This is a genomic window from Rugamonas sp. GW822-FHT03B10, assembly GCF_058801745.1.
This window is the reverse complement of record NZ_JBXANP010000003.1, coordinates 172,516-191,627: the sequence shown is the minus strand read 5'-3', so window position 1 is coordinate 191,627 and position 19,112 is coordinate 172,516. Positions and strand designations below refer to the sequence as shown.

General features: G+C 67.0%; 19 protein-coding genes. 12 read left to right on the top strand and 7 right to left on the bottom strand.

Going from position 1 to position 19,112, the window contains the following annotated elements:
* Positions 1 to 34: 34 nt before the first annotated feature.
* The 7 genes from AC1RQG_RS06805 to AC1RQG_RS06775 all read left to right on the top strand — a co-directional run bounded on the left by AC1RQG_RS06805 (position 35) and on the right by AC1RQG_RS06775 (position 6,203).
* On the top strand, positions 35 to 871 hold the full coding sequence (locus tag AC1RQG_RS06805) for a general secretion pathway protein GspB (RefSeq protein ID WP_493129624.1): 837 nt from the start codon (positions 35 to 37) through the stop codon (positions 869 to 871).
* Between the two features lie 91 nt (positions 872 to 962).
* Entirely contained in the window at positions 963 to 2,408 is a 1,446-nt protein-coding gene (locus tag AC1RQG_RS06800) for an esterase-like activity of phytase family protein (protein WP_493129622.1), read from the top strand.
* A 59-nt stretch (positions 2,409 to 2,467) separates the two neighbouring features.
* Positions 2,468 to 3,010, top strand: coding sequence for a molybdopterin-guanine dinucleotide biosynthesis protein B (gene mobB, locus AC1RQG_RS06795; RefSeq protein ID WP_493129620.1), 543 nt, complete (start codon positions 2,468 to 2,470; stop codon positions 3,008 to 3,010).
* Between the two features lie 75 nt (positions 3,011 to 3,085).
* Entirely contained in the window at positions 3,086 to 3,286 is a 201-nt protein-coding gene (locus tag AC1RQG_RS06790) for a YjfB family protein (protein ID WP_182156023.1), read from the top strand.
* Between the two features lie 346 nt (positions 3,287 to 3,632).
* A complete protein-coding gene (locus AC1RQG_RS06785) occupies positions 3,633 to 3,905 on the top strand; it encodes a BufA1 family periplasmic bufferin-type metallophore (protein ID WP_493129618.1) in 273 nt (90 codons plus the stop codon).
* Positions 3,906 to 3,932: 27 nt separating this feature from the next.
* Positions 3,933 to 5,630 (top strand): MNIO family bufferin maturase, encoded by a 1,698-nt coding sequence (gene bufB / locus AC1RQG_RS06780; RefSeq protein WP_493129616.1) that lies wholly within the window; start codon positions 3,933 to 3,935, stop codon positions 5,628 to 5,630.
* Between the two features lie 102 nt (positions 5,631 to 5,732).
* Positions 5,733 to 6,203, top strand: coding sequence for a DoxX family protein (locus AC1RQG_RS06775; protein WP_493129614.1), 471 nt, complete (start codon positions 5,733 to 5,735; stop codon positions 6,201 to 6,203).
* A gap of 26 nt (positions 6,204 to 6,229) precedes the next feature.
* Here the strand turns inward: AC1RQG_RS06775 and AC1RQG_RS06770 are convergent, their stop codons facing one another.
* Both AC1RQG_RS06770 and AC1RQG_RS06765 read right to left on the bottom strand, forming a co-directional pair.
* Positions 6,230 to 6,520, bottom strand: a complete 291-nt coding sequence (locus AC1RQG_RS06770) for a DUF883 family protein (protein WP_493129612.1) — start codon at positions 6,518 to 6,520, stop codon at positions 6,230 to 6,232.
* Between the two features lie 202 nt (positions 6,521 to 6,722).
* Positions 6,723 to 6,941, bottom strand: coding sequence for an RNA-binding S4 domain-containing protein (locus tag AC1RQG_RS06765; RefSeq protein WP_493129610.1), 219 nt, complete (start codon positions 6,939 to 6,941; stop codon positions 6,723 to 6,725).
* A 177-nt stretch (positions 6,942 to 7,118) separates the two neighbouring features.
* Here AC1RQG_RS06765 and AC1RQG_RS06760 point away from each other — a divergent pair, with 177 nt between their 5' ends.
* Positions 7,119 to 8,258 carry a hypothetical protein gene (locus AC1RQG_RS06760; RefSeq protein ID WP_493129608.1) on the top strand — a complete coding sequence of 380 codons (1,140 nt, stop codon included), beginning with the start codon at positions 7,119 to 7,121 and terminating at the stop codon, positions 8,256 to 8,258.
* 7 nt (positions 8,259 to 8,265) lie between these two features.
* On the opposite strand, the gene fumC is transcribed toward AC1RQG_RS06760, so the two are convergent.
* Complete coding sequence (fumC, locus tag AC1RQG_RS06755) at positions 8,266 to 9,663, bottom strand: class II fumarate hydratase (RefSeq protein WP_493129606.1); 1,398 nt, start codon at positions 9,661 to 9,663, stop codon at positions 8,266 to 8,268.
* A 115-nt stretch (positions 9,664 to 9,778) separates the two neighbouring features.
* Between fumC and AC1RQG_RS06750 the strand changes: the two genes are divergently transcribed.
* On the top strand, positions 9,779 to 10,999 hold the full coding sequence (locus tag AC1RQG_RS06750) for a type IV pilus assembly protein FimV (protein ID WP_493129604.1): 1,221 nt from the start codon (positions 9,779 to 9,781) through the stop codon (positions 10,997 to 10,999).
* Positions 11,000 to 11,361: 362 nt separating this feature from the next.
* Here the strand turns inward: AC1RQG_RS06750 and AC1RQG_RS06745 are convergent, their stop codons facing one another.
* On the bottom strand, positions 11,362 to 11,646 hold the full coding sequence (locus tag AC1RQG_RS06745) for a flagellar protein FliT (protein ID WP_493129602.1): 285 nt from the start codon (positions 11,644 to 11,646) through the stop codon (positions 11,362 to 11,364).
* A gap of 204 nt (positions 11,647 to 11,850) precedes the next feature.
* Complete coding sequence (locus AC1RQG_RS06740; protein WP_493129600.1) at positions 11,851 to 12,678, bottom strand: HDOD domain-containing protein; 828 nt, start codon at positions 12,676 to 12,678, stop codon at positions 11,851 to 11,853.
* Positions 12,679 to 12,933: 255 nt separating this feature from the next.
* Here AC1RQG_RS06740 and AC1RQG_RS06735 point away from each other — a divergent pair, with 255 nt between their 5' ends.
* The 3 genes from AC1RQG_RS06735 to AC1RQG_RS06725 all read left to right on the top strand — a co-directional run bounded on the left by AC1RQG_RS06735 (position 12,934) and on the right by AC1RQG_RS06725 (position 16,058).
* Positions 12,934 to 15,033: a M13 family metallopeptidase gene (locus AC1RQG_RS06735; protein ID WP_493129598.1), complete on the top strand. Its 2,100-nt coding sequence runs from the start codon at positions 12,934 to 12,936 to the stop codon at positions 15,031 to 15,033.
* Between the two features lie 67 nt (positions 15,034 to 15,100).
* The gene (locus tag AC1RQG_RS06730; protein WP_493129596.1) at positions 15,101 to 15,742 is read left to right on the top strand and encodes a class I SAM-dependent methyltransferase; all 642 of its coding nucleotides are present in this window, start codon (positions 15,101 to 15,103) and stop codon (positions 15,740 to 15,742) included.
* A gap of 118 nt (positions 15,743 to 15,860) precedes the next feature.
* Entirely contained in the window at positions 15,861 to 16,058 is a 198-nt protein-coding gene (locus AC1RQG_RS06725) for a CsbD family protein (protein WP_493129594.1), read from the top strand.
* A gap of 63 nt (positions 16,059 to 16,121) precedes the next feature.
* Here AC1RQG_RS06725 and AC1RQG_RS06720 read toward each other — a convergent pair whose 3' ends face one another.
* Together AC1RQG_RS06720 and AC1RQG_RS06715 are read right to left on the bottom strand one after the other, a co-directional pair.
* Complete coding sequence (locus AC1RQG_RS06720; protein ID WP_493129592.1) at positions 16,122 to 16,616, bottom strand: Hcp family type VI secretion system effector; 495 nt, start codon at positions 16,614 to 16,616, stop codon at positions 16,122 to 16,124.
* 182 nt (positions 16,617 to 16,798) lie between these two features.
* Positions 16,799 to 19,009 carry a S9 family peptidase gene (locus AC1RQG_RS06715; protein WP_493129590.1) on the bottom strand — a complete coding sequence of 737 codons (2,211 nt, stop codon included), beginning with the start codon at positions 19,007 to 19,009 and terminating at the stop codon, positions 16,799 to 16,801.
* Positions 19,010 to 19,112: the final 103 nt, after the last annotated feature.

Here is a 19,112-nt window from a genome sequence, read left to right as displayed (position 1 = left end):
CTTTTCCCCGGACCGGCCGGCCAGCCGATCAACTATGTCCTACATCCTGGAAGCATTGAAGAAGGCGCAGGCCGAACGCCAGCTTGGCGATGTGCCCACCATCCATGCGCCCGCCATCGCCGCCGCCCAGGCTGGCGGGGCAGGGCTGCGCAACAAGCCGCTGCTGCTGGCACTGGCCGCGCTGGGGCTGGTGACGACGGGCTTGCTGGCGCTGGTGTTGCGGCCGGCGCCCCCTGCCGTGTCCAGCGCCGTGCCCACGACCCCGGCAGGGCCCAGTGCCGTGCCCGCGCCGCAACGGACCGAGGCGCCTCCGGCGGTCCAAGGCATGCCGGCGGTCGTGTCACCCGCGCCGCGGACGCCCGCGCCCGCCTCACCATCTGTGGCGCAGGCGCCAGTGGTAGCGCCAACGCCAACGCCGGTTGCCCCGCCAGCAATGCCCGCCGCCGCGCCGCAACCTGCCGCGTCGGCCCCGGTGGCGGTGGCCGCGCCGCAACCGGCCACCCCGGCCCCGGTGGCGGTGGCCGCGCCTGCATCGTCAAAGGCGGCGCCGCCGCACCATCATGCCGCCACGTCGGACGCCGTCGCCAAGGCGGTGCCGTCCGCCTCCGTGGCCGCAGCCCCCGCGCCGCCGGTGCAGGAGGAGGCGATCCAGAACCTGCGCGATTTGCCCGAACCCATACAGCGCGCCATCCCGCCGATCACGATGGGTGGCTATATGTACTCGCGCAACCCGGCCGACCGTCTGCTGTTGATCGACAAGGTGCTGCGCCACGAGGGCGAGGAAGTCGCGCCCGGCCTGGTGCTCGACAAGCTGCAGCCCAAGGCCGCCGTGTTCACCTTCAAGGGCTACCGCTACCGCGTGCCGTACTGACGCCTGCGCTGGGCGGTGTGATCGTAATGTCATCATTGCGTCATGTCTGAATGATATTTTTACCGCATAGTCAACTATGCCGGGAAATATCATGAAACACCTGAAGCTGATGCCGCTACTGATCGCCGCCGCGTTTTACGTGCCGCGCGCGCATGCGGTGGAACTGATCGCCGTGGGCAGCCTGAGCGGGCTGGCGTCGGACCTGTCGACGGCCACGGCCGGGCCGCTGGAAAACGGCGTGGCCGGCAATCTGCTGGGCGGCCTCGGCTCCGGCCTGGCCTACGCGGGCGGCGACACCTTCATCGCCACGCCGGACCGTGGCCCCAACGCCAGCGTCTACAACCCGCTGGTGGACAACACCACGTCCTACATCAACCGCTTCCAGACCATCAACATGGCGCTGACGGCCAACGCCGGCCCCGGCCTGGCCTACACGCTCACGCCCACGCTGAGCGCGACCACCTTGCTGTCGAGCGCCACCGCGCTCAGCTACGGCAGCGGCGCGCTGGGCACGGGCGGCGGCTACACGCTGGGCAGCGGCACGCCCACGCTGAACAGCGCCGGCCACTACTATTTCACGGGCCGCTCGGACAATTTCGATCCATCGCAGAGCAGCGCCAACCCCAACAACGGCCGGCTCGATCCGGAAGCGGTGCGCGTCTCGCGCGACGGCAAGAGCGTGTTCGTTTCCGACGAGTACGGCCCCTACGTCTACCAGTTCGACCGCGCCACGGGCCAGCGCATCGCCAGTTTCGCGCTGCCGGACAAGCTGGCCGTGTCGCACCTGTCGGCCAGCGGCGACGCCGAGATCGCCGGCAACGCCAGCGGCCGCATCGCCAACAAGGGCATGGAAGGACTGGCCATCACGCCCGACGGCAAGACGCTGGTGGGCGCCATGCAGGCCAACCTGGAGCAGGACGCCAAGGGCACGCTGCGCATCGTCACCATCGACATCGCCACCAAGGCCACGCATGAATACGCCTACCAGCTCAGCAGCGGCAGCGGCGTGAGCGAGATCGTGGCGCTGAACGACCATCAATTCCTCGTCGACGAGCGCGACGGCAAGGGCCTGGGCGACGGCAGCAAGGCCGTCAACAAGCAGCTGTACATGGTGGACCTGGCCGGCGCCACCGACGTGAGCGGGCTGGCGGCGATCAACGCCGGCACGCCGTCGCTGCACAAGCAACTGTTCCTCGATCTGGTGCCGGTGCTGATGGCCAACGGCTACAGCGCCAGACAGATCCCGTCCAAGATCGAGGGGCTGGCGTTCGGCGCCGACCTCATGCGCGACGGCGTGCTGACCCACACCCTGTACGTGGCCAACGACAACGACTTCAGCGCCGACAGCGGCGACAACAAGTTCTTCGTGTTCGGCGTGACCGACGCCGACCTGGCCCGCATCGGCGCCAGCTACACGGCGCAGGTGCTGTCGCCGGTGCCAGAGGCGCCCGGCTACGGCATGTTGTTGGCTGGCATGGGCATGATCTGCCTGGTGGGCCGCCGCCGGAAGAACGAGGTGTTCCGCAGGGACGTGTGAGCCTCCCGCCGTCGCGGCCGCCGTGCGTATAATGGCGGCACGACAACAGGGCGGGACGGATGACGATGCAGGGCGATACGGTGGGACAGGCGCTGGCGGCCAAGGTGCTGGGCGTGGTGGGACGTTCGGGCAGCGGCAAGACCACGCTGCTCGAATGGCTGGTGTCGCAGCTGGCCGTGGCCGGGGTCAAGGTCAACGTCATCAAGCACAGCCACCACGACCTGGAGCTGGAGCCGCCCCACAAGGACAGCGCCCGGCTGCGCCGCGCCGGCGCGGCCGAAGTGATGGTGGCGTCGCCTTACCGTTACGCCATCGTGCGCGAACTGCGCGGCGCGCCCGAGCCGGCGCTGGATGCGCAGCTGGCGCGCCTGTCGCCGGCCGACCTGACCCTGGTCGAGGGCTTCAAGTCTTATCCCATCGACAAGCTCGAAGTGTACCGGCCCGCCTCCGGCAACGCGCCGCTGTACCCGGATGACGGCCACGTGGTCGCCGTGGCGTCCGACGTGCCGGCGCCGGACGGCCTGCGTGCCGGCCTCGCCTGGCTCGACCTGAATGAGCCGGCCGCTGTGCTGGCCTGGCTGCGGCGCCACACCGGCTGCTAAATATTTGTGCGGCGGGGCTAAAGTTCCGCGTGAGACGTCCGTAAAAGAAGGTGATACGCCTTAATGGAGACTCACATGGACGTCACAGGTATTGCTCAAGCATCAACCACGATCGCGGACACCGGCACCAAGCAGGCCGTCGGCGTTGCCGTGTTGAAAAAAGCCCAGGACATCCAGGCCTCCAGCGCCGCTGCCCTGATCGAGGCGATTCCCCCGGTGCCATCGACGCCGAATCTGCCTTCGCACCTGGGCAACACGATCAACACCACCGCCTGAGCGGCCCTCGCCGTCGTCGTCACCGCGCGCCTGCGGGCGCGCAGCGGGGCCGTGCGCGGCCCCTTTGTATTTCTCCCTGCCCCCACACTGCAATACCGTTCGCCCGCCGCGTTACCACGGCGGTTGACATTTTGTCGTCTTCCGTATCGGTTTGCGCTATTCTTCTCCCGCCGCCTGAGTAAAATCGCCCAGGCTGGGCCCGGTTCCCTGTCGTAATAAAATAAAAATTGTTCGAGCGTGTAAGGTGCGCACCCGCTGGGGCGACTACCGTCCAGATGCAGACGATAGCCGTCGCATCGCACACCTCATTTTTATCCCGTTATCTTTTCCACCAAGGAGACTTACTATGAACAAACGTCAAGCCCTGATCGCCGCCGCCCTCGCCACCGTATGCGCCTCCGTCAGCACGGCCAGCAGCGCCGCCGCGTCCGCACCGGCCGGCGAGAAGGAGAAGTGCTTCGGCATCGCCAAGGCTGGCCAGAACGATTGCGCCGCCCCCAACGGCGCCCACTCCTGCGCCGGCCAGTCCAAGGTCGACAACGGCGCCGCCGAGTGGAAATACGTGGCCAAGGGCACCTGCGAGAAGATGGGCGGCAAGACCACCGCGCCAGCCAAGTAACCGGCGCCGACGTTGCGGAGCGCGCCCATGTTCCCCTCCCGCGATCAGGCGACCCCGCTGGACGTGGGCGTGGGCTTGCGGGCGCCGCACTACCGCCAGTTCCTCGCGCAGCGGCCGGCCATCGGCTGGCTTGAGGTCCATACGGAGAACTATCTCGACCAGGCGGGCTGGGACTGGCACGTGCTGTCGCAATTGCGGCGCGACTATCCGCTCAGCCTGCATGGCGTGGGACTGGGCCTGGGCTCGGCGCGCGGCTTTTCCAGCGATCACCTGGAGCGCGTGGCCAGCCTCGTGCAGCGCGTGGAGCCGGTGCTGGTGTCCGAGCATTTGTGCTGGGGCGCGGTGTCCGACCGCCAGCTCAACGACCTGTTGCCGGTCACGCTGGACCGGGCCGCGCTCGATTTGCTGAGCGAGCGCGTGCAGCGCGTGCAGGACCGGCTACAGCGCCGGATCCTGCTCGAGAACGTGTCGACCTATGTGCGTTTTCAGGCCGACGCCATGGGCGAGATGGAGTTCCTGGCCGCGCTGGCCGCACGCACGGGCTGCGGCTTGCTGCTTGATATAAACAATTTATACGTTAATCAGTGCAACCACGGCGAGGATGCGTTGCAGGCCATGGACGCCATCGCGCCCGGCACGGTGGGCGAGATCCATCTGGCCGGGCACCTGGTCACGCCGCTGGCCGTGATCGACCACCATGGCGACACGGTGGCCGAGCCGGTCTGGCGGCTGTACGAGGCGGCGCTGCGCCGCTTCGGCCGCGTGCCCACGCTGATCGAATGGGACACCGACCTGCCCGCGCTCGATGTGTTGCTGGGCGAGGCGGACAAGGCGCGCGCGCTGGCCGACCGGCTGGCGCCCGATGCGCCGGCCGGGCCCGCCGTCCACGCCGCGCAGGCATCCGCACCGGACGAGGTGCGGGCCGAGATGCACGGTGACATGCACGAAGACGAAGCGGCGCCGCCGGTGTTCGCGCTCACCCAACGTGAATTCGCCTCAGCCTTGTTCGATCCGGCCGGGGAGGCCGCCGTGCAGTCGCGCTTGCGCGCCGGGCAGGACGCCCGCCGCTTCGGACTGTACCGGGGCAACCTGACGGCGACCTGGGACAAGACGCTGGCCAACGCCTACCCCGTGATCCGCATGCTGGTCGGCGAGGATTTTTTTGGCGGGCTGAGCCGGGCTTACGGTCTGGCCCACCCGTCCCACAACGCCGACCTGAACCGGTTCGGCGACCACTTCGCCGCGTTCCTGGCCGGCTTCCCCCACGCCACGCAGTTTCCGTATCTGCCCGACATGGCGCGGCTGGAATGGGCCGTGCACCGCGCCCATTACGCGCCGGACGCCGGGTCTGTCACCGCCGGGCAACTGGCGGCGCTGGCGCCGGAGCGGCTGGAGCAATGCACGATGACGCTGCATCCGGCCTGCAGCCTGCACGCGTCGCCGTGGGCGGTGGTGCCGCTGTGGCTGGCGCATCAGCCCGGCGCGGACCAGGATTTCCCGGAGCAGATGACGCAGGCCAGCCACGGCATCGTGCTGCGGCCGCAGTGGCAGACCCGGCTGCTGCCGCTCAGCCCGGCCGCGCATGCCGCGCTGGCGCAACTGGCGGCCGGCGCCACGTTCGGCGCGGCGCTGGACGCCGCTTTCGCGCTCGACGAGGCCTTCGATATCGGTGGCCAGTTGGGCTTGTGGCTCGAACATCGTCTGATTGTCGATACGGGAGGTTGATTTCCACGCCCATTCAATGTAACACTTGCAGCAAGCGCAACAGCAGTATCCGCCTCGCCACAGGCGAGGTTGTCCCTTTCTTTATCAATGAACGAGAACAACATGATGAAAATGATACTTGGGCTGCACCAGCAATTCTCCCGCTACGACGCCAACCTGACGGAATGGGGCGGTTCCCTGCTGAATCTGGCGTTGCGCTTCTATGTGGGCAGCCAGTTCTTCAAGGCCGGCATGCTCAAGGTGGCCGACTGGGCCACCACGCTGGCGCTGTTTCACGATGAATACAAGGTGCCGGTGTTGCCGCCCGAACTGGCGGCCTGGATGGGCGCCGGCGGCGAATTGCTGTTCCCCGTGCTGTTGTTCGCCGGCCTGTTCACGCGCCAGGCGGCGCTCGGCTTGCTGGCCGTGAATGTGATGGCCGTGATTTCCTACCCTGTGTTGTTCAGCTACGACTGCCCGGCCGCGCTCAATGATCACTTGTACTGGGGCTTGCTGTTGCTGGTGCTGGCCGCGTTCGGACCGGGCCGCTTCTCGGTCGACGAGGTGATCGAGGAGAAACGGGCCGGCAAGTAAGCGGGAAGGGGGGAGGCGGGGGCGGCTCAGCGCGTGCGGAAGGCGCGCAGCACCCGCGCCTCGCCCGTGTTGTCGCCCTGGGCGGCGCTGGCCGCATTGGTGGCCGCGATCATGCGCGTCAACTGGGCATCCTCGAAACGTCCCAGTTCCTCGGTGGCCGTGTGCAGGGCCTGGGCCAGCCGGGCCCGGGCGTTCTGGTACAGGGCGCTGTCGTACTGATCCGTGTTCTTCAGCAGTTCTTCCGCGTTCTCTATCACTTGCCGCAGGTCGCCGATCAGCCTTTCCTGGGTCTGCATGTTGTGCTCGGGGCCGTCCATGGCTTTCCCCTTGTGGTCGGTTGATCTGGCCGCGCGGCGACGCGGCCCACTATAGCAACCGGGCGCCACGGCGGCGTGTGCCGGATCAAACAGGCCCGGCCATGGTTTCAGCTTAGAAGGTTATTGCTCGAACGCAAGAGCAAAATCCGTGGTGACATCAAGCGGACATCAAACCGACCTCAAATGGACGTCAAAACACGGGTCAAGCCGCCGCCACGGTGATCTCGACGTCGCCCACTTTGACGCGCTGGCCGGCGCGGATCTTGGCCGTCTTGCGCGACTCGGGCTTGCCGTCGACCTTGACGGCCCCGCTGGCCACCATGACTTTGCCGGCGCCGCCGCTGTCGCACAGGCCCACCAGCTTCAACAACTGGTTCAGCTCAACAAAATCACCGTTCAATTCGAAACTAACTTTCTGCATTTTGATCCTCTGTTACGATGGTGACTAGCGGGTGTGCTGCGCCACCAGCTAGTGTAGCGTCAATTTGACGGGCCCGTAGTTTACCTTACAGTCGATGCGGGTTTAATTTGCTCATTGGAAAATTGATTGCTATGCTGAATTAACTGCATCGCGCAGTGCTCGTCAGCGAGAAGTATCATGAAACCGTTCGCGCTTGCCGTCCCGTTCACCGCCATATTGCTGGCCAGTGGGCCGGCATGGTCCGCGGAACCGGACACGGTCAATTTCCCCCCATCGGACACCGCCCGCGCCACGTTGCCGCCCGTGCTGCAATGGGGCACGTCGGCGCAGTGGTTCGCCACCATGGACCGCCAGGCGGCGTTGCGCGAGCGCGAGGGCGATGGCTTGTCGTTGCGCTACCTGAGCGACGGTAGCGCGGTGGCGGCGTCGCGGCGCGACGCGCGCGGCACGACGGTGGGCGTGGGGGCGGGCGGCATGAGCGGCCAGTTCTTCGGGCTTGAAGCATCCGGGTTGACGCCGCTGGAAATCGCCGCCACCGACCGCTTCAACCCGCCTTACTACGGCATGGTGCGCGACGCCAGCCATGCCGGCGTCAGCGTGGTCGCCGGCGACGGCGGACGGCTGCGCTTCGGCGCCTTGTCGGGCCAGGGCCCCGTGCTGGCCGACCCGTTCGGCCAGGCCATCAACGACCGCAGCAAGCGCTTCCTCAGCAGCGCCGAATTCGAGCAGAAGATGGGTCGGGCCGTGGGCATCGTCAGCGTGGGCGTGCTGCGCGAGAACGGCTCCATGCTCGGCAGTCAGCTGGTGCAGGCGCTGGCCTTCACCACCAATCCCACCACCACGTTCACGTCGCTGTCGGTCGGCTACGCGCTGTCGCCGTCCAGTTCGCTGGTGGCGATGGCCTCGTCCGGCCGCACGGCCGGGCTGGGCACGACCGACAGCCTGCTGGCGCAGGTGTCGGAAGTGCGCACCGTGGCCTACAGCTTCGGCTATTCGACCAAGCACTTGTGGCGCCGCGATGACCGTTTCGGCCTGACCTTCTCGATGCCGGCCAAGGTGCGCTCGGGCGCCATGGCGCTGGGCGGCCCGGCCCTGCAATCGCCGCTGACGGGCGCGCTCGGCGATGTGACCCAGCCGCTGAACCTGCACCCGACGGCCACCGAACGCGACCTGGAAATGACCTACAGCACGGGCGTGGGGCCGGACGCGCGCCAGGGCCGGGTGACGGGCGCCATGATGTTGCGCGTCAACCCCGGCCACGACGCCACGGCCAAACCGGACTGGATGCTGGGCCTGCGCTACGTGCGCGGGTTCTAGCGCACCGTCATCCGGCGGCGCCCGCGCGCGTCATCTCCAGCGGCACGATCCACTGGTCGAACTGCGCGGCCGTCACGTAGCCGAGGGCCAGCGCGGCTTGCCTGAGCGTGGTCCCCTCGTGCTGGGCCTGCTTGGCGATCTGCGCCGCGCGATCGTAGCCGATGTGGGGCGCCAGCGCCGTCACCAGCATCAGCGAGCGCTCCATCAGCTCGGCGATGCGCTCCCGGTGCGGTTCGATGCCGCGCGCGCAATGGTGGTCGAAGCTGGCCATGCCGTCGGCCAGCAAACGCGCGCTTTGCAGGAAATTGTGCGCGATCAGCGGCTTGTACACATTCAACTCGAAATTGCCCGACGCGCCACCGAGCGTGATCGCCACATCGTTGCCGAACACCTGGCAGCACAGCATGGTGAGCGCCTCGCACTGCGTGGGATTGACCTTGCCCGGCATGATGGAGCTGCCCGGTTCATTCTCCGGAATGGTGAGCTCGCCCAGGCCGGAGCGCGGGCCGGACGCCATCCAGCGCACGTCGTTGGCGATCTTCATCAAGGCCGTGGCCAACGTCTTGAGCGCACCATGGGCCGACACCAGCGCCTCGTGGCCGGCCAGCGCCGCGAATTTGTTGCCGGCCGTGCGGAACGGCAGGCCCAGCGTCTGCGCCAGTTCGGCCGCGATGCGCACCGCGTATTCGGGATGGGCGTTCAGCCCGGTGCCCACGGCCGTGCCGCCGGCCGCCAGTTGCAGCAGGCCGGGCAGGGCGGCGTCGATGGCGTGCGCCGCGTGGTCGAGCTGGGCCACGTAGCCGGAAAATTCCTGGCCCAGCGTCAGCGGGGTGGCGTCCTGCAAATGGGTGCGGCCGATCTTGACGATGCCGTCGAAGGCGGTGGCCTTGGCGTCCAGCGTGGCGCGCAGCTGGCGCAGGGCCGGTTGCACGGCATGCGCCAGCGCCTGCGCCGCCGCTACGTGGATGGCGGTGGGGAAGATGTCGTTCGACGACTGGCCCCGGTTCACGTCGTCGTTCGGGTGCAGCAGGCGGCGCTCGCCGCGCTCGCCGCCCATCAGTTCGGAGCCGCGGTTGGCCAGCACTTCGTTCATGTTCATATTGGTCTGGGTGCCCGAGCCCGTCTGCCACACGGCCAGCGGGAATTCGGCGCCGTGGCGGCCGGCCAGCACTTCGTCGGCGGCGGCCACGATGGCGTCGGCCTTGGCCGGTTCCAGCTGGCCCAGCGCCACGTTGACGCGGGCGGCGGCCCGCTTGACGCTGGCCAGCGCCGCGATCAGCTCGGGCGGCATGCGTTCGCTGGAGATGCGGAAATGCTCAAGCGAGCGCTGGGTCTGGGCGCCCCACAGCTGGTCGGCCGGCACGTCGATGGGGCCAAAGCTGTCTCGTTCGGTGCGGCTGTTCATGGCGTGCTCCGTGTAGAGGGGGATGGCCAAAGTGTAGCGCGGAATGGGAAAATTGATGCAGGGCTACAAATCGGCGGAATTCAGCCGTTATAGTCATTACACACCAGCATAGGCCATGACCGACTTGAACACGCAGCGCAAACCCCGACTCGTTTCCACCCTGTGCGCGCTCGCCTGTGCGGCGTCGCTGGCGCCGGCCGTCCGCGCGGCCGAACTGGGGGAGGCGAGCGTGCGCTCATACATTGGTCAGCAGCTGGCGGCCGACATCGAACTGGTGTCGCTCACGCCGGACGAGGCGGCTGGCTTGCAGGTGCGGCTGGCGCCGGCCGATGTCTACCAGGGGGCCAGCATCACCATGAACCCCGCGCTGGCGAGCGTGCACCTGTCCGTGGTGCGGCGCGACCAGCGCCAGTTCCTGCACATCACCACGCTCAAGCCTGTCGACGCCAACTACGTCCACCTGTTCCTGGAGCTGGGCGTGCCGGGTCACTATGACGTGCGGGCCGCCACGCTGTGGCTGCAAGCAGATCCCCATCCGGCGCCCCCGCCGGCGCCAGTGGTGGCCGCGCCCGTTGCGCAGCCGGCTGGCGCTTCTCTGGCGGAACTGGACGCGGCGGCCGAAGCGGCATTGCGGGCGGCCAGGGCACGCCCCCCCCGTCCGGCCGCCGCAGCTGCCGTCCCCATCCGCACGCCGCATCCGGCCACCGCGGCCGGGGTGGCCGACGTGGCCGATAACGGCGCGATGGCCGATGGCCACGCCGGCGCCGTCGCGTCGAGCATCCGGCGCCACGTGCCGGCCGTGCCGCCAGCCGTTCACGGACAGTCCGAGGCCGCCTGTGCGCCGCAGACCGCCCGCCCCAATGCCAGGGAATGCGTGGTGCTCGACCGCCGCAGCGCGGCCCTGACGGAAAAGCTGGTGGCGCTGGAAGCCAAAGTCAAAGTGCTGCAGACCGCGCTGGACGGCAAGGCCGCCTCCGACGGCAGGCCGGCGCCCGGCGCCAAAACCACGGTTGAGGGCAAACCCGCGCCCGACGCCAGACCGGCGCGCGCCCATGTGCCACCGAGGCCCGGCGCCAGCCGTCCCGCCTCGACCAAGCTCAAGTACAAAAAGGAGCCGCCGGTGGAGACGGGGCCGGACGTGACGACCATGGTCGGCGGCGGCGCCCTGTTGCTGGCGCTGGCCGGCGGCGGCTATTACTGGCTGCGCCGCCGCAAGCAGGGCGGCACCGCGCGCGCGCCGCTGAAAATCTGGCAGGGCTGGCGCCGCAAGAAGGGCGAGGAACCCGTCGTCGACGAGGCCCAGCCGGAAAAAGATGCTCTAGATCAAGCTCAATAGCGAAAGTATGGGCGGTGTATGCACGCGCTGGAGAACTGGGCTATACTAAACCCGTAGTTTCAATGCTACAAATAAACAGGCCATGATCTGGCGCAGTCACCAACGATAGTGTGGCGCGCACCCAGAATGAGCGTTGATGAAACGACTTGGCTTGGAAGCGGTCTGCGCGACGACAATGTATGCGCGGACTCCGGAGGCAACCGGAAGCGGGGCGACGCCAGGAGATACCTGGTGTTCGCTCTCCACCAATTCCTGAGAAAGCCCGGCTCGATGCCGGGCTTTCTTTTTTAGTGCCGGCTATTTCGCGGCTGGCAATAAAAAAAGCGCCCGCAGGCGCTTTATTTCAATTTACGCAAGAACGCTTACTGGCGTGGCGCGCTCATGCCGGGCATCTGGTTCATCCATGGTTCCGTCACGTCGCGGATGGCGCGGTCGTTGGCGAGGATCTGCTTGAGCAGGTCGATCTTGCGCTGGCGCGGTGCGCCGCTCAGGGCCGGCACGTCGCTGGCGGCGGGGCGGGCGGCGGTCGCGCACTGGCTTTCCAGGCGGCTCAGGCTGTCCCAGTCGCTCATGCGGGCGGCGGCCACCATCTGGTTGCTCAGTCCGGCAATATTTTCGTACATCGAGAGGACTTCGGAGGAGGTCATGGCGCGCCCTGAAAAGTGGAAAAAGACTACCGCTTGTCTTGGGTAACGTCGGCTGCGGGAAGAACTTTAGGGTTTTTCGAAAATATTTTGCGAAAAATCGAAAATATTTTCAAAAGCGGGGGCGGGGCGCCATGAAAAACGGCCGCCTGCCCAAAAAACGGGCGGCGGCCGCTGACGATCGCGCTGGCGATGTTGTTGTTTTGCTTACTTGATCAATTCTTCCAGGCCGGCGCTCAGTTCATCGGGCGACGGCATCTTGTCGATCAGATCGCCGTCGTCCAGGCCCAGGGCCTCGGCCATCTCGGTCGGGTAGCAGGCGGCGATTTCATCCTCGCTCAGCTTGTTCTGCTCGACCCGTGCGCGCCATGCGGCCAGGTTCACCACGGCGGCCAGACGGTTGGGCGGGGTGTGGTTGAGCGGGTCGGGGAAGGCGCTGATGGTTTCCGAGAACGTGTTGGGGAATTTCCAGCGGCGGGCCAGTTCCGCGCCCACGTCGGCGAAGGTGTAGCCGAGCGAGGCCAGTTCCGCGTCGAGGCGGCGCGCGTCCATCGGGCCGGCCACCTTGTCCAGCGCCAGCGCCTGCTCCGGCATGGCCGAGTGGATCACCAGTTGGCCGATGGCGTGCATCATGCCGATGGTGAAGGCGAGGTCGGTGTTCTCGCCGGTCTGCTTGGCGATCCATTTGGCCGAGACGGCCGTGTGCAGGCTGTAGCGCCAGAATTGTTTGAGCTCCAGGCCGGGCACGGTCTTGAATCCGCTCACCAGGCCGGAACTGATGACCAGCGTGCGCACGGTCACGAAGCCCAGCATCAGCACCGCGTCCTCCACCGTGCCGATGCTGCGCGACACGTGGTAGTAGGCCGAGTTGGCCAGGCGCAGCAGCTTGGCGCTCAGCACAGGATCCGTGGACAATTTTTTGGCGATCTCTTCGGTCGAGACGCTGGCCTTGTCAAAACTGCTGATCAGCTCTTCCACGACCTTGGGCGCGGTGGGCAACGCAGTCGGATTCTGGAACAGGGCATCAAGCTTCATTTTCTTCTCCTCGTTGGTTTCGCGTTGCTATCAGTGAACTATATAGCGATTCCCGCGATCAAAAAAGAAATTTTGATGCTCTAGCGTATCTTTTCTGCCGATGGACCAAGAGTTCGAGGCCGTGTTTTTTTACCATCCATGCCGGCGATCCTGCAGTTCGTCGCATCGCCCGCGTGCGCGCGGCGGGTTGGCGCTACAGTGCATGCTGGCCCATCACGCCAATCCCACATCCAGATCCACGATAAAAGGACAACCATGCAAGCTCACTCCCGACCGCTGCACCGCGCCGCCCGCAAGACCGCCCTCAGCCTGGCAGTGTTAGGCGCCACGTTTGGTGCCACGTTCTGCGCCACGTTCGCGCAGGCCCAGGCCCACGCCGCGCCGGACGACACGGCGCCCGTCGCCGCCGTCGCCAACACCGCCGCGCCCGCCACGCTGCCCGGCGACGACTTCTTCGACTACGTCAATGGTGAATGGCTGAAATCGGTCGAGATTCCCGCCGACCGCAGCAACTGGGGCGTGGGGGCGGCGCTGGTGGAGGACACCAACGCGCGCATCGTCAAGCTGATCGATGGCCTGGCCGCCGACCCGGCCGCCAGCGCCGAGGCGAAGAAGATCGTGGCCTACTACCGCAGCTTCATGGATGAGGCGGGCATCGAGGCGCGCGGCCTGGCGCCGCTGCGAGCCCAGCTCAAGGACATCGCCGCCATCAAGGACAAGGCCGCCCTCACGCGCGCGCTGGGCGCCACGCTGCGGGCCGACGTCGATCCGCTCAACGCCACCAATTTCTTCACCGAGAACCTGTTCGGGCTGTGGGTGGCCCAGGGGCTGACGGACGCCACCCATTACACGCCGTATCTGCTGCAAGGCGGCCTGGGCATGCCCGACCGCGCCTACTACCTGGACGACACGCCCTCGATGACGGCGCTGCGCGGCAAATACCTGGCCCACATCGCCGCCACGTTCCGCCTGGCCGGGGTCGATGACGCGGACGCGCGCGCGGCCCGCGTGTTCGACCTGGAGCGCAAGATCGCCCAGTCGCACGCCAACCGCGAGGACTCGTCCGACGTCCTGAAAGCCAACAACCAGTGGCAGGCGGCCGACTTCGCGCGCAAGGCGCCGGGCATGGACTGGAAGGCGTATTTCCAGAGCGCGGGCCTGGCCGGCCAGCAGAAGTTCATCGTCTGGCATCCAACTGCCATCACCGGTGCGGCCAAGCTGGTGCAGACCATGCCGCTGGAGACGTGGAAGGACTTCCTCGCCTTCCACCGCATCAACCACGCGTCCATCGCCTTGCCCAAGGCCCTGGCCGACCAGCATTTCGACTTCTATGGCCGCACCCTGAACGGCACGCCGCAGCAGGCCGTGCGCTGGAAGCGCAGCCTGGCCGCCGTCAACGAGGCCATGCCCGATGCGCTGGGCAAGATCTACGTGGCCAAGTACTTCCCCCCCGAATCGAAGCAGCGCCTGCAGCAGATGGTGGTCAAGATCGTCGACGCCTTCCACGCGCGCATCGACCAGCTGGACTGGATGGCGCCCGCCACCAAACAGGAAGCGCACGCCAAGCTCAAGAGCCTGTACGTGGGCGTCGGCTATCCGGAAAAATGGGCCAGCTACGACAGCCTGCAGGTGACGCCGGGCGATGCGCTCGGTAATCTGCAGCGCGCCGAACTGGCCGAGACGCGCCGCCAGCTGGCCAAGCTCAAGCAGCCGGTGGACCGCGCCGAGTGGTGCATGCCGGCCCAGTTGGTGAACGCCGTCAACATGCCGATGCAGAACGCGATCAACTTCCCGGCCGCCATCCTGCAGCCGCCATACTTCGACCCGAACGCCAGCGACGCCATGAACTACGGCGGCATCGGCGCCACCATCGGCCACGAGATCAGCCACAGCTTCGACGACCAGGGCGCGCAGTTCGACGCCAAGGGCTTGCTGCGCGACTGGTGGACCCCGGCCGACGGCGCCCACTTCAAGCAGGCCTCGGCGGCGCTGGCGGCCCAGTATTCGGCCTACAAACCCTTCCCCGATCTGGCCATCAACGGCCAGCAGACGCTGAGCGAAAACCTGGCCGACCTGGCCGGCCTGGCGGCGGCCCACGATGCCTACCGCGCCTCGCTGGCCGGCAAGGCGCCGGTGGCCGACGCCGACCAGCAGTTCTTCACCGGCTACGCGATGAGCTGGCGCGAGAAGGAGCGCGACGCCGTGTTGCGCCGCGCCATCCTGACCGATGGCCACGCGCCCGAGAAGTGGCGCACGGCCACCGTGCGCAATATCGACGCGTGGTACAAGGCCTTCAACGTGCAGCCGGGCCAGACGCTGTACCTGGCGCCGGAGCAGCGGGTGCGGGTGTGGTAAATCCAGGTCTGGTAAAGTGATGGGGCAGGGCGCCACGCGGTGTGGCGCCCGTGGCGACGGGGACGGCATGGAAGACGAAGCGGCGCAGCGCGCGCAACTGGAGCAGATCACGCAGCGCACGCTGGCGCATTACGAGCGCACGGCCGAGCAGTTCTTCGCCGGCACGATCGACCACGATGTCAGCCAGAACATCGATGCGTTGTTGCGCGCCATCACCGCCCCCGCGCCGTTGCGCATCCTCGACCTCGGCTGCGGGCCGGGGCGCGACCTCAAGACTTTCACCGAGCTGGGCCATGAAGCGACCGGCGTCGATGGCTGTCCCCGCTTCGCGCGGATGGCGCGCGAATGGAGCGGCTGCACCGTGTGGCAGCAAGACTTTCTCGCGCTCGATCTGCCGGCCGGCTATTTCGACGGCATCTACGCCAACGCCTCCCTGTTCCACGTGCCCGGCGCCGCGCTGCCGGCCGTGCTGCGCATCTTGCACGACGCGCTCAAACCGGGCGGCGTGCTGTTCAGTTCCAACCCGCGCGGCCACAACGAGGAAGGCTGGAACGGCCCCCGCTACGGCAGTTACTACGATTACCCGACCTGGGAACGGCGCCTGACGGCGGCTGGCTTCGTCGCCGTCGAGCACTACTACCGCCCGCCCGGTCTGCCACGCGAACAGCAGCCATGGCTGGCCAGCGTGTGGCGCAAACCCGCATCCTGAGGAATTGCCCGTTTCTGTACGCCAGCGCACGGAGTGGGCCGCATGGCGGGCATAGCATGGGGACCGCAAACACACGGGCACGTGCGTTTTGCTCCCATCCACAACCAAGGAGTGCGCGATGAACAAGGACCAGGTCAAAGGGAAAGCCAAGGAAGTCGGCGGCAAGATCCAGGAGGAAGCCGGCAAACTGGTCGGCAGTACCCAGCAGCAGGTCAAGGGCTTGAACAAACAGGCCGAGGGCAAGCTGGAGAAGGGCTTGGGTGATGCCCGCCAGGCGGCGGAAGACATGGTGAAGGACCGCGGCAACCGCCAATAAGCTTGGCCCCCGCATAAAGAAAACAGCCGCGCCCGCGGCTGTTCGCACATCAGGACGCCGCGCTCAGGCGGCGATGCGGTTGGTGGACAGATCCCAGCCGCCGGCCGTGTTGCCGCCGGCCCCGCCGGTGATCTTCTGCTGCATGTAGCGCCATTTGACCTTGGAGAACTTGAGCGCCACGCTCTCGCCCAGGATGTCGCCTTCCTCGACGCTGGGGGTGACGGCGCCGATCAGCACGTTCTCCAGTTCGATCTCGTAATACTTGACGCGCTCGCCCTGGCCGTCGGCGCGCATGAACTCGAACTTCGCTTTCGGGATGGTCTTGCCGGACGCGCAGGTTTGCAGCAGGATGGGCGAGGACAGGTCGGCCAGCTTGGACAGCACGATGTCCTGGTGCTCGCAGCGTTCGGCCGTGTGGCCGCCGCCGGTCGAGGCGGTGGCGGACTTGGGCTGGGACACGGCCCAGTTCACCGACTTGCATTCGATCCAGTCCTTGTGCCGTTCGTCCGCCGATTCGCCGCGGATGCCGTCTATGTGCAGATATACGTCGATAGCCATAATTCCTCCAGACAATGAACAAGGCGGGGCGGAATCGTCCCGCAGTCCGCATTATTGATGGGATGGCCACAACGGCATTTGTGGGCTATCAAATTGCATGTCTGATGGGCTTGCCCGGACGGGGCGGGAGGGCGGCAAGGGATTGCCGCCCGGCCAGAACGGGCCTGGCCGGGCGCGGCGGCTTATTTGCCGTTTTGCAGGTGCTTCTTGAAGAACGCTTCGATGTTGCCGTACACGTGGCGCTGCTGGGCACGGCTGGACATGCCGTGTTTGCCGCCCGGATAGGTCATCAGTTCAAAGTGCACATTGCGGTTGACCAGCGCGTCGATCATGCGCGTGGTGTTGGTGAACAGCACGTTGTCGTCGGCCATGCCGTGCATCAGCAGCAGCGGCGATTTCAGGCCATCCAGGTGCGCGTACACGCCGCTGTCGCGGTAGCCGTCGGCGTTGTCCTTGGGCGTGCTCATGAACTGTTCCGTGTAGTGGGTGTCGTACAGCGACCAGTCCGTCACCGGCGCCACCGACACGCCCAGCGCGATCTTGTCCGACGCGGCCGCCAGCAGGCGCAGCGTCATGAAGCCGCCGTAGCTCCAGCCGAACACGCCGATGCGCTTGCTATCCACATAGCTTTGCTGGCCCAGCCAGGCGATGCCGGTCAGCTGGTCCTCCACCTCGACCTTGCCCAGCTGGCGGTAGATGGCGTCCGTGAACGCGCGCTCGCGCCGGAACGAGCCGCGGTTGTCGAGCCGGAACACGATGAAGCCCTGCTGCGCCATGTACTGGTCGAACAGGTTGCCCCACTTGCGCGCCACGTGCTGCGCGTGCGGGCCGCCGTAGGTGGACAGGAACACCGGGTACTTCTTGAACTGGTTGAAGTTGGCCGGCTTGAGCAGCGAGTAGTACAGCGTCTGGCCATCCCTGGCCTTGAGCGTGCCGTACTCGGTGTGCAGGTGGGCCGATTTGTAGCGCGCGTAGGGATGTTGGGCGTTCAGCTCGTTGTGCTCGAGCCAGGCCACCATGCTGCCGTCCGCATGGCGGATGCTCACCTGCGGCGGCGTGTCCGGATCCGACCAGGTGTCGACGAACACCTCGCCGTTGCGGGCGAAGGCGGCGTCGTGCCAGCCGTCGGCCTGGGTGATGCGCTGCGGGTGGTCGGCCGTGCTGCCGTCCAGGGCCAGCGCGTAGGTCTGGCGGTCGATCACGGCGTCGCGGTTGGACGACACGTAGACCTTGCCCGCTTTCTCATCGACGGCCAGCAGGTTGTCGATGCCCCAGTTGCCGCTGGAAATGGCGTGCCGCAGCTTGCCGTCCATGTCGTACAGGTACAGGTGGTTGCGGCCGCTGCGTTCGGACGACCAGATGAAACCGGCGTCGTTGGCCAGGAAGCGCAGGTCGTCATGGATGCCGACCCAGGTGCGCGAGGTCTCCGTCACCAGCACGCGCTGGGCCAGCGTGGCCGCGTCCACCGACACCAGCTCCAGCGTCTTCTGGTCGCGGCTCTGGCGCTGGAACAGCAGGGCCTTGGCGCTCGCGCTCCAGTCGGCGCGCACCAGGTAGATGTCCGGGTTGGGGCCCAGGTCCACGTTGCGCTGCTCGCCCGTGGCCGGCGACACGATCCGCAGCTGCACCAGCACGTTGGGATCGCCGGCGGCCGGGTAGCGCTGCTCGACCACGTCGGTGCGGTCGGCGAAGATTTCGAAGCGGCGCGCCACCGGCACCGGCGATTCGTCGTAGTGCTTGTAGGCGATGGCGCTGTCGTCGGGCGCCCAGTAGTAGCCGGTGGTCTGGCCCATTTCCTCCTGCGCCACGAATTCCGCTTCGCCGTTGTGGATGGTGCCGCCGCCGTCGGTGGTCAGCTGGTTCAGCTTGCCCGTGGCCAGGTCGATCACGAACAGGTTCTGGTCGCGCACGAACGACACGTAGCGGCCGCGTGGCGAAATCTTGGGATCGAACACATTGCCGGAGGCGACCAGGCGCGGCTGGTCCGGCTGGTTCACGTCGATCAGGTACAGGTTGCCGGCGATGGGCACCAGCAATTGCTTGCCGTCGGGCGACCAGCTGTAGTTGAGGATGCCCTTCAGGCTGGCCACGCGCTCGCGCTCGCGGCGCGCCTTCTCGGCGGCCGACAGGTTCTCCTCGGGCACGAGGATCTTGGAATCGACCAGCCGGTGCGCGCTCTTGTCCTTCAGGTTGTATTCCCACAGGTCGAGCTGGAACTGGTTGTCGGCGCGGCCGCGCAGGAAGGTGACACGGGCGCCGTCGGGCGACACTTTCAGGTTGCGCACGGCGGGCCCGCTCAACGCCGGATCGGCGTGGATGCGGTCCAGCGTCAGCTGTTCGGCGGTGGCCGGCACGGCTGCGAGGGCGGCGAGGAAGCACAGGATAAAACGCATGGGAGTCTCATGGTGATTGGCTTAGCGCAAGAAGATACCAGAGTACGGCGGCGATAGCGAGCCAGCGGGCCGGGCGGCCGGCGTTGGCGCGCGCGGCCGCCGG